At 63.1% G+C, this 13,496-nt stretch carries 13 protein-coding genes; 9 read left to right on the top strand and 4 right to left on the bottom strand.

The window, feature by feature from the left end; genetic code table 11:
* Positions 1–24 precede the first annotated feature (24 nt).
* From AWB78_RS31240 to lpxC, 5 genes are all read left to right on the top strand, one after another.
* On the top strand, positions 25–777 hold the full coding sequence (locus tag AWB78_RS31240) for a cell division protein FtsQ/DivIB (RefSeq protein ID WP_062610490.1): 753 nt from the start codon (positions 25–27) through the stop codon (positions 775–777).
* Positions 778–803: 26 nt separating this feature from the next.
* Positions 804–2,036, top strand: a complete 1,233-nt coding sequence (gene ftsA, locus AWB78_RS31235; protein WP_008342980.1) for a cell division protein FtsA — start codon at positions 804–806, stop codon at positions 2,034–2,036.
* Positions 2,037–2,144: 108 nt separating this feature from the next.
* On the top strand, positions 2,145–3,353 hold the full coding sequence (ftsZ, locus tag AWB78_RS31230) for a cell division protein FtsZ (protein WP_062610489.1): 1,209 nt from the start codon (positions 2,145–2,147) through the stop codon (positions 3,351–3,353).
* 287 nt (positions 3,354–3,640) lie between these two features.
* Positions 3,641–4,144 carry a peroxiredoxin gene (locus tag AWB78_RS31225; protein ID WP_062610488.1) on the top strand — a complete coding sequence of 168 codons (504 nt, stop codon included), beginning with the start codon at positions 3,641–3,643 and terminating at the stop codon, positions 4,142–4,144.
* Positions 4,145–4,407: 263 nt separating this feature from the next.
* Positions 4,408–5,325 carry a UDP-3-O-acyl-N-acetylglucosamine deacetylase gene (lpxC, locus tag AWB78_RS31220; RefSeq protein ID WP_062610487.1) on the top strand — a complete coding sequence of 306 codons (918 nt, stop codon included), beginning with the start codon at positions 4,408–4,410 and terminating at the stop codon, positions 5,323–5,325.
* 48 nt (positions 5,326–5,373) lie between these two features.
* On the opposite strand, the gene AWB78_RS31215 is transcribed toward lpxC, so the two are convergent.
* A complete protein-coding gene (locus AWB78_RS31215) occupies positions 5,374–5,859 on the bottom strand; it encodes a DciA family protein (protein WP_062610486.1) in 486 nt (161 codons plus the stop codon).
* Between the two features lie 287 nt (positions 5,860–6,146).
* Between AWB78_RS31215 and secA the strand changes: the two genes are divergently transcribed.
* The 4 genes from secA to AWB78_RS31195 all read left to right on the top strand — a co-directional run bounded on the left by secA (position 6,147) and on the right by AWB78_RS31195 (position 11,678).
* The gene (gene secA / locus AWB78_RS31210) at positions 6,147–8,960 is read left to right on the top strand and encodes a preprotein translocase subunit SecA (protein ID WP_062610485.1); all 2,814 of its coding nucleotides are present in this window, start codon (positions 6,147–6,149) and stop codon (positions 8,958–8,960) included.
* 159 nt (positions 8,961–9,119) lie between these two features.
* A complete protein-coding gene (gene argJ / locus AWB78_RS31205; protein WP_062610484.1) occupies positions 9,120–10,361 on the top strand; it encodes a bifunctional glutamate N-acetyltransferase/amino-acid acetyltransferase ArgJ in 1,242 nt (413 codons plus the stop codon).
* Between the two features lie 25 nt (positions 10,362–10,386).
* On the top strand, positions 10,387–11,250 hold the full coding sequence (locus tag AWB78_RS31200) for an ATP-binding protein (protein WP_062610483.1): 864 nt from the start codon (positions 10,387–10,389) through the stop codon (positions 11,248–11,250).
* Complete coding sequence (locus AWB78_RS31195; protein WP_062610482.1) at positions 11,247–11,678, top strand: NUDIX domain-containing protein; 432 nt, start codon at positions 11,247–11,249, stop codon at positions 11,676–11,678. Before AWB78_RS31200 ends, AWB78_RS31195 begins: the two co-directional genes overlap by 4 nt.
* A 14-nt stretch (positions 11,679–11,692) precedes the next feature.
* Here the strand turns inward: AWB78_RS31195 and yacG are convergent, their stop codons facing one another.
* The 3 genes from yacG to coaE all read right to left on the bottom strand — a co-directional run bounded on the left by yacG (position 11,693) and on the right by coaE (position 13,485).
* Entirely contained in the window at positions 11,693–11,884 is a 192-nt protein-coding gene (gene yacG / locus AWB78_RS31190; protein ID WP_062610481.1) for a DNA gyrase inhibitor YacG, read from the bottom strand.
* Between the two features lie 70 nt (positions 11,885–11,954).
* Entirely contained in the window at positions 11,955–12,710 is a 756-nt protein-coding gene (gene zapD, locus AWB78_RS31185; RefSeq protein ID WP_061122466.1) for a cell division protein ZapD, read from the bottom strand.
* Between the two features lie 169 nt (positions 12,711–12,879).
* Positions 12,880–13,485: a dephospho-CoA kinase gene (gene coaE / locus AWB78_RS31180; RefSeq protein ID WP_062610511.1), complete on the bottom strand. Its 606-nt coding sequence runs from the start codon at positions 13,483–13,485 to the stop codon at positions 12,880–12,882.
* Positions 13,486–13,496: the final 11 nt, after the last annotated feature.

The raw sequence follows: 13,496 nt of genomic DNA, 5'->3' as shown, positions 1-13,496 counted from the left end.
CACAGGACACGAACAAGCGAAACCATGTGGAACAACGTTCGCCAGATGAACCTCGCCAGCAGCGCACTGCACGCCGTCTTCGTGCTGACGCTGCTCGGCGCCGCCGGTATCTGGGCGATCCAGCGTCCCGAGTTTCGCCTGCGCGCGATCCAGATCGACGGAGATACGGCGCACATCAGCTCGCCGCTCGTGCGCGCGAGCGTGGTCGGTCACCTGAAGGGCAACTTCTTCACCGTCGATCTCGATGCGGCGCGCGCCGCGTTCGAGCAGGTGCCGTGGGTGCGCCATGCGAGCGTGCGGCGCGTCTGGCCGAATGCGCTCGCGGTCACGCTCGAGGAATACAAGCCGCTCGGCACATGGGGCACGGATCAACTGGTGAGCGTGGACGGTGAGCTCTTCACCGCGAACCAGGGCGAGCTCGACGACGACCTTCCCGCGTTCGACGGCCCCGAGGGCACGGCGAAGGAAGTCGTCGCGCGGTATCACGATTTCCAGAAGTGGTTCGCGCCGCTCGACGCGCAACCCGACGAAGTGACGCTGTCGCCGCGTTTCGCGTGGACGGTGAAGCTGTCGAACGGCACGCAGATCGAGCTGGGCCGCGAGCGCAATCAGGACACGCTGAACGAGCGCTGCAAGCGTTTCGTGGCGTCGTGGTCTTCCGTGACGGGACGATGGGGGAAGGACATCGAATATGCGGATTTGCGTTACCCGAACGGCTTCGCGATACGCGCTGCCGGCATGCGCTTCATCAACGACACCGACAAGGCCAAGAAGTAAGCAGACATCACAGGCATGAGCACGCTATGAGCAAAGACTACAAAGACCTGCTGGTTTCCCTCGACATCGGAACGTCGAAGGTGGTCGCGATCGTCGCCGAACTGAAGGGCGAAGGCCACTACGAGGTAATCGGACTCGGTCAGAGCGACTCGAAGGGACTGAAGAAGGGGGTCGTGGTCAATATCGAGGCCACGGTGCAATCCATCCAGCGCGCGCTCGAAGAAGCCGAACTGATGGCGGATTGCAAGATCACAAACGTATTCACCGGGATCGCGGGCAGCCATATCCGCAGCTTCAATTCGAGCGGCATGGTCGCGATCAAGGACAAGGAAGTCACGCAGGCGGACGTCGCACGCGTGATCGAGACGGCCAAGGCGATCAACATTCCGACCGATCAGCAGGTGCTGCACATCCTGACGCAGGAATTCATCATCGACGGCCAGGAAGACGTGCGCGAGCCGATCGGCATGAGCGGCATCCGCCTCGAAGTGAAGGTGCACATCGTGACGGGCGCGGTGAGCGCGGCGCAGAACATCGTGAAGTGCGTGCGCCGCTGCGGGCTCGAAGTGAACGATCTCATCCTGCAGCCGCTCGCGTCGTCGCTCGCGGTGCTGACGGAGGACGAGAAGGAACTGGGCGTCGTGCTCGTCGATATCGGCGGCGGCACGACCGACATCGCCATCTTCAGCGAAGGCGCGATCCGTCATACGGCCGTGATCCCCATCGCCGGCGACCAGATCACGAGCGACGTCGCGATGGCGCTGCGCACGCCGACGCCGGACGCGGAAGACATCAAGGTGAGCTACGGCATCGCGAAACAGGCGCTCGCCGATCCGGACGAAATGATCGAAGTGCCGGGGCTCGGCGAGCGCGGTCCGCGCACGCTGTCGCGTCAGGCGCTGGCGGCGGTCGTCGAGCCGCGCGTCGAAGAGCTGTTCTCGCTGGTGCAGCAGGTCGTGCGCGAGTCGGGCTACGAAGAGCTGCTGTCGAGCGGCGTCGTGCTGACCGGCGGCGCGGCGATGATGCCGGGCATGGTCGAGCTCGGCGAAGACATCTTTTTGAAGCCGGTGCGCATCGGCGTGCCGGAGTACGCGGGCGGTCTCGCCGATGTCGTGCGCAATCCGCGCTACTCGACGGCAATGGGCCTGCTCGCGGAAGGACGTTCGCAACGCATGCGCGGCCGGAAGGTCGCGGTGCAAAACGGTTCGATGGGACAAGTGTTTTCGAGGATGAAGGACTGGTTCCTCGGAAACTTCTAAGTAAAACGCATCGAAGAATTATGCGCTGGTACCGGCGGCTGGCGCGCGACGAAAGGTTGCCCGATCTTTCGCCGAATAACGCCGATTTTCATTCTTGACGGAGGCAACATGGATTTCGAAATGCTGGAAACGGAAACCAACGGCACGATCATCAAGGTCGTGGGTGTTGGTGGCGCTGGCGGCAACGCGGTTCAGCACATGATCAACCGGGGTGTGCAGGGCGTCGACTTCATCGTGATGAACACCGACGCGCAGGCGCTCGCCCGTTCGCGCGCGCCGGCGGTTCTGCAACTGGGCATGACCGGTCTCGGCGCGGGCGCGAAACCGGAGAAGGGCAAGGAAGCGGCGGAAGATGCACGCGAGCGCATCGCCGATGCACTGCGCGGCGCGCACATGGTGTTCATCACCGCCGGCATGGGCGGCGGCACGGGCACGGGCGCGGCACCGGTGGTCGCGCAGATCGCGAAGGAAATGGGCATTCTCACCGTCGGCGTCGTGAGCAAGCCGTTCGAGTTCGAAGGCGGCCGCCGCATGCGCGTCGCGGAAGCTGGCTCGCAGCAACTGGAGGATCACGTCGACTCGCTGATCGTCGTGCTCAACGACAAGCTGTTCGAGGTGATGGGCGATGACGCCGAGATGGACAAGTGCTTCCAGTGCGCGGACGACGTGCTGAACAACGCAGTTGCCGGTATCGCGGAAATCATCAACGTCGATGGTCTCGTGAACGTCGACTTCGAAGACGTGAAGACGGTGATGGGCGAGCAGGGCAAGGCGATGATGGGTACGGCGACGGTTGCCGGCGTCGATCGCGCGCGTCTGGCCGCGGAACAGGCTGTCGCAAGCCCGCTGCTCGAAGGTGTGGATCTGTCGGGTGCGCGCGGCGTGCTCGTGAACATTACGTCGAGCCGTTCGCTGCGTCTGTCGGAAACGCGTGAAGTGATGAACACCATCAAGAGCTACGCGGCTGACGACGCAACGGTCATCTTCGGCGCGGTGTACGACGACGCGATGGGCGACGCGCTGCGCGTGACGGTGGTGGCAACGGGCCTGGGCCGTGCGGCGAAGAAGCAGCAGCAAGCGCCGATGACCCTCCTGCGCACGGGCACCGACAACCAGCCGGTCGCGCACGCGCATCACGCAGCGCACAATTCGTACAGCACGCAGCACGGTCAGGGCACGACGGACTACGGTCAGCTCGACACGCCGGCAGTGTGGCGTTCGACGCGTGAAACCGCGGCATCGCACGTGCAGGCGCTGCAGGAAAAGGGCGTCGATACGTACGACATTCCGGCCTTCCTGCGCAAGCAGGCGGACTGAGCGCGGCGCACGTTATTTGCTGCAAGGTTGGTGATGACGATGCAACCCACCGCGTGCACGCGCTGAATATCCGGCGCGGATGATGCAGGCGTACGTGGGGCGACTGTCCAAGGCCGCGTTCTGATTTGCAATGGACGCCTGGCCGTGGCCAGCCGACCCCCACGAATCTGTTCCTGACGTCGAGGAAGGCAGATTGACGCCGAATTCGCCGCAATGGCGTTCGGCAACGCAGCGGGACGATGCAATCGCGAGGATGTCCGCGAGCACTGACGAGGGAAGGACCGAGCATGATCAAAGTGGGTGACACGTTGCCCGATGTGCGTCTCTTCGAGTTCATCGACGAGGCCACTGAGGGCTGTGCCGTGGGACCGAATGCGTTCCCGGCGCGCGAGCGGTGCGCAGGCAAGCGCGTGGTGATCTTCGGATTGCCGGGCGCGTTCACGCCGACGTGCTCCGCCAGACACGTGCCCGGCTACGTCGAAGCGGCGGCGGAACTCTCCGCGGCCGGCATCGACGAGGTCTGGTGCGTTTCCGTCAACGACGCGTTCGTCATGAGCGCGTGGGGACGCGATCTTCAAACCGCGGGCAAGGTGAAGATGATCGCAGACGGCAGTGCGCGTTTTACCCAGGCACTCGGACTGGATCAGGATTTGTCGGAGCGAGGCATGGGAATCCGTTCCCAGCGCTACGCGATGGTGGTCGACGACGGCGTGGTCAAGACGCTGAAAGTCGAAGCGCCCGGCAAGTTCGAAGTCAGCGACGCTCGAAGCATCCTGGCGACGTTGCGCTGAATGCAGCGGCGCCGCGTTGCCTGCGCGCAACGCTCAAGGCGCCCTCGCAATGAGCAGCAACTTGGGGCCGATGACCGGAAATGCCTCCATTCCGGGCATCGGCCCGCTCTACTTCAAAAATCGCCGTGGACCCGTAACACAGGGAAACAGTTGATACCTCCCGGATCAGGACGTCGCGCGGTGGATGGAGTATAATTAGAGCTATTGGTATTTAATGTGCGATTAATTCTCTTAATAGGGAATATAAATCGGAAAAGAACATCATGTTGAAGCAGCGAACAATCAAGACCGTCGTCAAAACTGTGGGAATCGGGCTCCATTCTGGCCGAAAGGTCGAATTGACCCTGCGCCCCGCGCCCATTGGCACGGGCGTCGTATTTTCGCGGATCGACCTGCCCGAGCCGGTCGATATTCCCGCGTCGGCGATGGCGATCGGCGACACCCGTCTCGCGTCCGTGTTGCAGAAGGACGGCGCACGCGTGTCCACCATCGAGCACTTGATGTCGGCGTGCGCGGGCCTCGGTATCGACAATCTGTATGTCGATGTAACCGCTGAGGAAATCCCGATCATGGACGGCAGCGCTGCTTCTTTCGTGTTTCTGATCCAGTCGGCGGGTATCGAGGAACAGAACGCGGCGAAGAAATTCATCAAGGTGACGAAACCGGTGGAAGTGCGCGACGGCGACAAATTCGCGCGTCTCGAACCCTATTTCGGTTTTAAGCTGAGCTTTACCATCGATTTCCGTCATCCGGCCGTCGATAAAACCGGCCAGGCGTTGGAAGTGGATTTCGCGACCACGTCGTATGTGCGTGAAATCGCCCGTGCCCGCACCTTCGGCTTCGCGCACGAAGTCGAAATGATGCGCGAGTTGGGTCTGGCGCGCGGCGGCAGCATGGACAATGCCATCGTGCTGGACGAATACCGCATCCTGAACAACGACGGCCTGCGTTACGACGACGAATTCGTGAAGCACAAAATGCTCGACGCGATCGGCGACCTGTACGTGGTCGGCCATCCGTTGCTGGCATCGTACAAGGCGTACAAAGGCGGCCACGCGATGAACAATATGCTGCTGCGTGAATTGCTCGCGAACGAAGACGCTTATGAAATGGTCACGTTCGAGGATACGCAGAAGGCGCCGCGCGGTTTCGGATTCGATACGCAGACGGCTTTTGCCTGATATCGAGCGGGCAGTGACAAGTGAGATGAGCGGCAGCGAAAGCGCCGCTCATTTTTTTTGCGCGCGTCCCTGATGGCGCGACGCCATGCGCGCGAGCGCTTCCTGCAGCGGCGAAGGCTCGAGCGTCTCGGCCAGCTCGCGCAGCGCCGACGCGCCCACCGGCGACATGCGCGCTTGTTTCGGCGGCGCGGGCTCTTTCATCGACTGGGGGCGTACGCGGATTTTGAGCGCGTTGACCGCCCAGCCGCGCTGCTGAAGATCGGAGAGCAGACGCGGTTCCAGATGCCGCAAGCGCGCCGCGAGCGCATTATGAGCGGCGAAGAGCGCGAGCACGCCGTCCTTGATGAATCCCGGCTCCACGTTCGACGCCAGATAATCCGGCAAAAGCGCGCTCAGATCGCGCTGCAACGACGCCACCTGCTCGACGCCCGCGCGAAGCGCGCGAAATGCATCGGTGCGGTCGAGCACGTCGGCGACGGCTTGCGGCCGGCGCGGATCGAATCGCGATCTTGAATTTGTAGAAAAGCGGCTCATTTTTGATTAGGCAAACGCCCGATGGAACGGCTCGATTGTACGCGAGGCAAGTCATTGCACGATGCGCGCGCCTTCTCTCGACGCTGCCGGCGACCAAGCTTTCATCACCTTGACTGTCGCGCCGCGCCGACGCCCGCGCGGGCACGCCCACGCAAAGTCTGACAAACTCGCGTGCTAAAATTCCCGATTCGAATTTCACCTTATGGACTTAAGTCGCCGAGGTTCTCCGAGCCCGGACGCAGCTTGCTGCTGTTTCCGTCCGAAGCCGCGACGCAGACACTGATCCGATGACGACCGGTTTCCTTCAGAAGATTTTTGGCAGCCGCAATCAGCGGCTGGTCAAGCAGTATCAAAAGACCGTTGCGGCGATCAATGCCCTCGAGCCGACCGTCGAGAAATATTCGGACGACCAGCTGCGCGCCAAGACCGATGAGTTCCGTCAGCGCGTCGCGGGTGGCGAATCGCTCGACGTGATCCTGCCCGAGGCGTTCGCGGTCTGTCGCGAGGCGAGCAAGCGCGTCCTGAAGATGCGCCACTTCGACGTCCAGCTCATCGGCGGCATGGTCCTGCATTACGGCAAGATCGCCGAAATGCGCACCGGCGAGGGCAAGACGCTCGTCGCGACTCTTGCGGCGTATCTGAACGCGCTGTCGGGCCGTGGCGTGCATGTCGTGACGGTGAACGACTATCTCGCACAGCGCGACGCCGAATGGATGGCGCGCCTCTACAACTTCCTCGGGCTGTCGTGCGGCGTGAATCTGTCGCAGATGGAGCACTCGCAGAAGCAGGAAGCGTACGCGGCGGACATCACGTACGGCACCAACAACGAGTTCGGCTTCGACTATCTGCGCGACAACATGGTCTACGAGACCAACGCGCGCGTGCAGCGGCCGCTCAATTTCGCGATCGTCGACGAAGTGGACTCGATCCTCATCGACGAGGCGCGCACGCCGCTCATCATCTCCGGTCAGGCGGAAGATCACACGGATCTCTACGTCCGCATGAACGCACTGCCGCCGCTGCTCGAACAGCAGATCGGCGAGGAGAAAGCGGATGGCACCGGCGTCGAGAAGCCGGGCGACTACACGCTCGATGAAAAAGCGCGTCAGGTGTTCCTCACTGAATCGGGGCACGAGAAGGCCGAGCGTCTGCTCGCCGAGTGGGGTCTGATCGGCGAGGGTGAGAGCCTTTACGCGCCGCAGAACATCACGTTGATGCACCACATCTATGCCGCACTGCGCGCGCATACGCTCTTCCTGCGCGACCAGCATTACGTGGTGCAGAACGGCGAAGTCGTGATCGTCGACGAATTCACGGGCCGCATGATGACCGGCCGACGCTGGTCCGATGGTCTGCATCAGGCCGTCGAAGCGAAGGAACACGTCCAGATTCAGGCCGAGAACCAGACGCTCGCGTCCATCACGCTGCAGAACTACTTCCGCATGTACGCGAAGCTGTCCGGCATGACCGGCACCGCGGACACGGAAGCGTACGAATTCCAGGAAATCTACGGCCTCGAAACGGTCGTGATTCCGACCAATCGTCCGCCGAAGCGCGTCGACAAGCAGGATCAGATCTACAAGACATCGAAGGAACGTTACGACGCTGTGATTCGTGACATCCGCGATTGTGTCGAGCGCGGGCAGCCGACGCTCGTCGGCACCACGTCGATCGAAGCGTCGGAGTTGCTGTCCGGTCTTCTGGGCCAGGCGGGCGTGAAGCACGAAGTGCTCAACGCCAAGCAGCACGCGCGCGAAGCGGCGATCGTCGCGGAAGCGGGCCGTCCGGGCGTCGTCACCATCGCGACGAACATGGCCGGCCGCGGCACGGACATCGTGCTCGGCGGCAACGTCGAGAAGCAGGCGTCGTTCATCGAGGCGGATCTGTCAATTCCGGAGAGCGAGAAGGCCGCGCGCATCCAGAAGCTGCACGACGAATGGCAGACGCTGCACGATCACGTGAAGGCCGCGGGCGGTCTGCACATCATCGGCACCGAGCGTCACGAGTCGCGCCGTATCGACAACCAGCTTCGCGGCCGTGCGGGCCGTCAGGGCGATCCGGGCTCGTCGCGCTTCTATCTTTCGCTGGATGATCCGCTTCTGCGCATTTTCGCGGGCGACCGCGTGCGCGCGATCATGGATCGCCTGAAGATGCCGGAAGGCGAGCCGATCGAAGCGGGCATGGTCACGCGGTCGATCGAAGGCGCGCAGCGCAAGGTCGAAGCGCGCAACTTCGATATCCGCAAGCAACTGCTCGAATACGACGACGTCTCCAACGATCAGCGCAAGGTGATCTACCAGCAGCGCAACGAGTTGCTCGAAGCAAACGACGTGCAGGAAACCATCGCCGCGATGCGCCAGAGCGTGGTCGGCGACGTGGTGCGCACGTTCGTTCCGGCGGGCAGCATCGAAGAGCAGTGGGAAGCGCCGGAACTGGAAGAAGTGCTGCGCAACGACTGGTCGCTCGATCTCGCCGTTCAGGAGATGATCAACGAGTCGAATTCGATCGACGCCGAAGAGATCTGCGAAGCCGTGCTCGCCGCCGCCGACGAAGCGTACGAAGCGAAGGTCGCCATGGTGGGCCGCGAATCGTTCAGCGCGTTCGAGCGTTCGATCATGCTGCAGACGCTCGACAGCCGTTGGCGCGAGCATCTCGCCGCGCTCGATCATCTGCGTCAGGGCATCCATCTGCGCGGCTATGCGCAGAAGAACCCGAAGCAGGAATACAAGCGCGAAGCGTTCGAGCTTTTCGCCGCGATGCTCGATGCCGTGAAGCAGGAAGTCACGCGCGTCGTGATGAACGTGCAGATCCAATCGCCCGAGCAACTCGAAGAGGCCGCCGAGCAGTACGAAGAGAAGGGCAGCCATCTCGAGAACGTGTCGTTCACGCACGCGGACTTCAATGCGCCGGCTGCGGAACCGACGCCGGCCGCGGCCGCCGCGAGCGCCACCGCGCAGATGGTCAGCCAGGCGATGGCCGCCGGCGACGACATCAGCGTCGCGACGCACCCGGCGGACGATGTGCCGAAGGTCGGCCGCAACGATCCGTGCCCGTGCGGCAGCGGCAAGAAGTACAAAAACTGTCACGGCAAGCTGGCTTGATCGGCTGCTGACCAGACCCAAGCGACGCAGCGATGCGTCGTTTGTCTTTGCAGGTTCCCTTATTCGCGGCGCCGAACTCGCTCAGCCGAACGGCGTCAGTCTTCCAAAGCGTGCCGGTTCGATGAGCCGGCCCGCGCCACCAACAGCCGAGACGCGAACATGGCCGTCAATTTCCCCTCGATCGATCCCGCAGCGCTTCATCCCGTCGCCGGCGTCACGCTAGGCTGGGCCGAGGCGAATATCCGCAAGCCCAATCGCAAGGACGTGCTCGTCATTCGCGTCGACGAAGGCGCGAGCGTCGCGGGCGTGTTCACGCAGAACCGCTTCTGCGCCGCGCCCGTCATCGTGTGCCGCGAGCATCTCGCGGCGGTGGGCAAAGGCGGCAAGGGCATTCGCGCGCTCGTCGTGAACACCGGCAACGCAAACGCGGGCACGGGCGAGCCGGGGATGGTGATCGCGCGTGAGACCTGTGCGGAACTCGCGCGTCTCGCGGGCCTCGATGCGCAACAGATCCTGCCGTTCTCGACCGGCGTGATTCTGGAGCCGCTGCCGATCGACCGTCTAAAGGCCGGTCTGCCGGCGGCGCTCGCGAATCAGGAGAACGCGCACTGGTTCGACGCCGCGCAAGCCATCATGACGACGGACACGCTGCCGAAGGCCGCATCGCGTCAGGTGACGATCGATGGTCACGTCGTCACGCTCTCCGGCATCAGCAAGGGCGCGGGCATGATCAAGCCGAACATGGCGACGATGCTCGGCTTCCTCGCCTTCGATGCGGCCGTCGCGCAGCCGGTGCTGGACCAGCTCGTGAAGCACGTCGCGGATCGCTCGTTCAACTGCATCACGATCGACGGCGATACGTCGACCAACGATTCGTTCATCCTGATCGCGTCGGGCAAGTCGTCGCTGCCCGCGATCACGTCGACGGATTCGCCCGCGTACGCCGCATTGCGCGACGCGGTGACGGACGTGGCGCAGGAACTCGCGCAACTGATCGTGCGCGACGGCGAAGGCGCGACCAAGTTCATGACGGTCACGGTCGAAGGCGGCAAGGACGCTGCGGAATGCCGCCAGATCGCCTATGCGATCGGCCATTCGCCGCTCGTGAAGACCGCGTTCTACGCCTCGGACCCGAACCTCGGCCGCATTCTCGCGGCGATCGGCTACGCGGGCGTGACGGATCTCGATGTCGGCAAGATCGATCTTTATCTCGACGACGTCCTCGTCGCGAAGGCGGGCGGACGCAACCCCGCGTACAAGGAAGAAGATGGCCAGCGCGTGATGAAGAAGAGCGAGATCCTGATTCGCGTCGTGCTCGGACGCGGCAACGCGACGGCGACTGTCTGGACCTGCGACCTCTCGCACGACTACGTGAGCATCAACGCAGATTACCGTTCCTGAAGAAGCGGCGCGCATCGATACGAACATGGACAAGCTCGAACAATTTCTCACGCGCGCCGAGGCGGTCCTCGCGCGCATCGAAGGCATGTTGCCGCCCGCGACGCCCGATATCGACTGGGCATCCGCAGTGGCGTTTCGCTGGCGCAAGCGTCAGGGGCGCGGCTTTTTGCAGCCCGTGCCGGCCATCTCGCAGATTTCGCTCGACGACCTTCAGAACATCGATCGTCAGAAGGGCCTGATTCAGCAGAACACGCAGCAATTCGTGAAGAGGCTGCCCGCGAACAACGTGCTGCTGACGGGCGCGCGCGGCACCGGCAAGTCGTCGCTGATCAAGGCGTGCCTGAACGCGTATGCGAAGGACGGCCTGCGCCTCATCGAGGTCGACAAGGACGATCTGCACGATCTCGGCGATATCGTCGATCTGATCTCGGCGCGGCCTGAGCGCTTCGTCGTGTTCTGCGACGATCTTTCTTTCGAGGAAGGCGAGTCGGGCTACAAGGCGCTGAAGGTCGCGCTCGACGGTTCGGTGGCCGCCCAATCGGACAACGTGGTGATCTACGCGACGTCGAACCGCCGTCACCTGTTGCCTGAATACATGAGCGACAACGAGACGTACAAGCACACGTCCGACGGCGAGATTCATCCGGGCGAAGTGGTCGAGGAGAAGATTTCGCTGTCCGAGCGCTTCGGTCTGTGGGTCAGCTTCTATCCGTTCAAGCAGGACGACTATCTGTCGATCGTCGGACATTGGCTGAAGCACTTCGGCTGCGACGCGACCGAAATCGAAAACGCGCGCGGCGATGCGCTCGTCTGGGCGCTCGAACGCGGCTCGCGCTCGGGGCGCGTGGCGTGGCAATTTGCGCGCGACTGGTCGGGACGCAAGCAATGAGCGGTTCCCAAACCGACATCGCGCCCGATGGCCGCAAGGTGACCGAAGTGGCCGTCGGCGTGATGGTGCAGGACGACGGGCGCTATCTGCTCGCGCAGCGGCCCGAAGGGAAGCCGTACGAAGGGTACTGGGAGTTTCCCGGCGGCAAGCTGGAAGCGGGCGAGAGTATCGAGGCGGCGCTCGGGCGCGAATTGCACGAAGAACTGGGCATCGACGTCACCGCATGTCAGCTCTGGCGCACGCTCGAGCACGATTATCCGCACGCGTACGTGCGTCTTTTTTTCTGCAAGGTGACGGACTGGAAGGGCACGCCGCGCGGGCGCGAAGGTCAGGCGATCGCCTGGCAAACGCTTCCCGTCGAGGTCGCGCCGCTTCTTCCCGCAGCCATTCCGATTCTCGAATGGCTCGAAGAGGAAGAACGCGAGTAAAGGTCAGCGAACGCTCAGTTCAGGCCGCCGTGCGTATCGTCGTCCGGCGGCGTTTCCTGCGAATTGCCCGAGATCTTGTATTTTTCGGCTGCCCACGCGCCGAGATCGATCTGCTTGCAGCGCTCAGAGCAGAAGGGACGAAAGCGGTTCTCCGGAAGCCAGCGGACTTCCTTGCCGCAGGTCGGGCATTTGACGACAGTGGTCATGACGGTAAAACGTGACGGATCACGCCGGCCTGAATCAACATCGATTCCATATGGGGCCGGCTGACCCGATTCAAAGGCTGCAAAGCGTCAGATGAAAGGGCACGTCGACATCGACGGCGCGTGGCTTCAGATCGCCGTCCTGCACCGTGAAGCGCACCCACAGCATGTATTTGTTCGCGCTCGCTTCAGGAATCACGCGCGTGTCGGGTGAAACGCGAACCTGCATCAACTGATAGGTGCGACCGGACAGCATCTGCTGATAGCTGCCCTGCATGGCCATCACTTTCGATGCCTGGCCCGATTCGCGCGCAAGCCGCAGCACGATGGTCGCGGCGTCGCGCAGCGCGAGCATCGGCATGACCCACTTCGCGATGTCCTGACGCCGTTCCTCGACGGGCAACTGCTGCCACGCGTAGTACGACGGCAGATCGAACTTGCACGTTCCGCCGGGAATGATCGTGCGGCTGCGGATGCTCGCGAGCCACTCGTTGTCGGCGAGATGCTGGCCGGTCTTGCCGTGCATTTCGGTCAGCCCGGCGAGCGTCTGCTCGATTTCGCCGAGCACGGCTTCGAGCGCTTCCTGCTCGATGCCCGGATTGCCGCGAAACGGCGCGAGCGTCTGCCGCTGCCGTTCCAGTTCCTTCATGAGGTCGGCCTTGAGATCCGTGCGGCCGGCGACTTCGGCGATCTCGAAGAGTGTCGTGAGCGCGACGTGATGTTCTCGCGCGTCTTCCTGAGTCAGAAAGAACGTGAAGCGCTCGAAGAGGTCTTCGAGGCGCAGCAAAGTCCGGATTCGCTCGTTGAAGGGATACTCGTAAAGGATCAAGCGCGCTCGCCTCGGCGTGGGTCGGTTGCTTCCATGAGCGGAAGTGAGCACATTCTAATGCCGCATCCTCACCCTAGCAAATGGCGGCCTGTTGGCGCGGCAAACTGCGTGTTTACACGCGAAATTGGGAACTTTTCGAGGATTTGGCTAACTCAGGCGACCCTTTTTTTCACGCGGATGCAAGCGAGAGATAGCGCGCATGCAGTGTATCGACTTGCTGCGCGAGCGTGCCGAGCGTTGCGGTTTCGTCGTTGACGACGATGTCGTCGGCCGCCGCGAGACGTGCCTCGCGCGACGCCTGTTTCGCGATGATCGCGAGCACCTGTTCGCGCGTGAAGCCGTTGCGGCGCATGACGCGCGCGATCTGCGTCTCGACGGGGCAATCCACCACGAGCACGCGCGACACGCGGTTCGCCCATTCGCCGGACTCCACGAGCAGCGGCACGACGACGATGTGATACGCCCCCGGCGCGGCGTGCCGCTGCCGTTCCGTTTCCGCGCGAATCAGCGGATGCACGATGCCTTCGAGGCGTGTCTTCGCGGTGTCGTCGGAGAAGACGAGCGCGCGCATTTTCGCGCGATCGAGCGAGCCGTCCGCCGCGATGAAATCGTCGCCGAATTCGCTCGCGATGAGCGGCATCGCGACGCCACCCGGCGCCGTGATTCGATGCGCGATCAGATCCGTGTCGATCAGCGGCACGCCGCGCGCGGCGAACAAGTCCGCGACCGTGCTCTTGCCGCTGCCGATGCCGCCGGTGAGTCCTATGCTGAACATGCGTTGCGCTC

The sequence above is a fragment of the Caballeronia calidae genome, from assembly GCF_900044055.2.
GTDB lineage: Bacteria > Pseudomonadota > Gammaproteobacteria > Burkholderiales > Burkholderiaceae > Caballeronia > Caballeronia calidae.
Note: the sequence above shows the minus strand (reverse complement) of the source record. Positions and strands in the feature narration are given on the sequence as shown.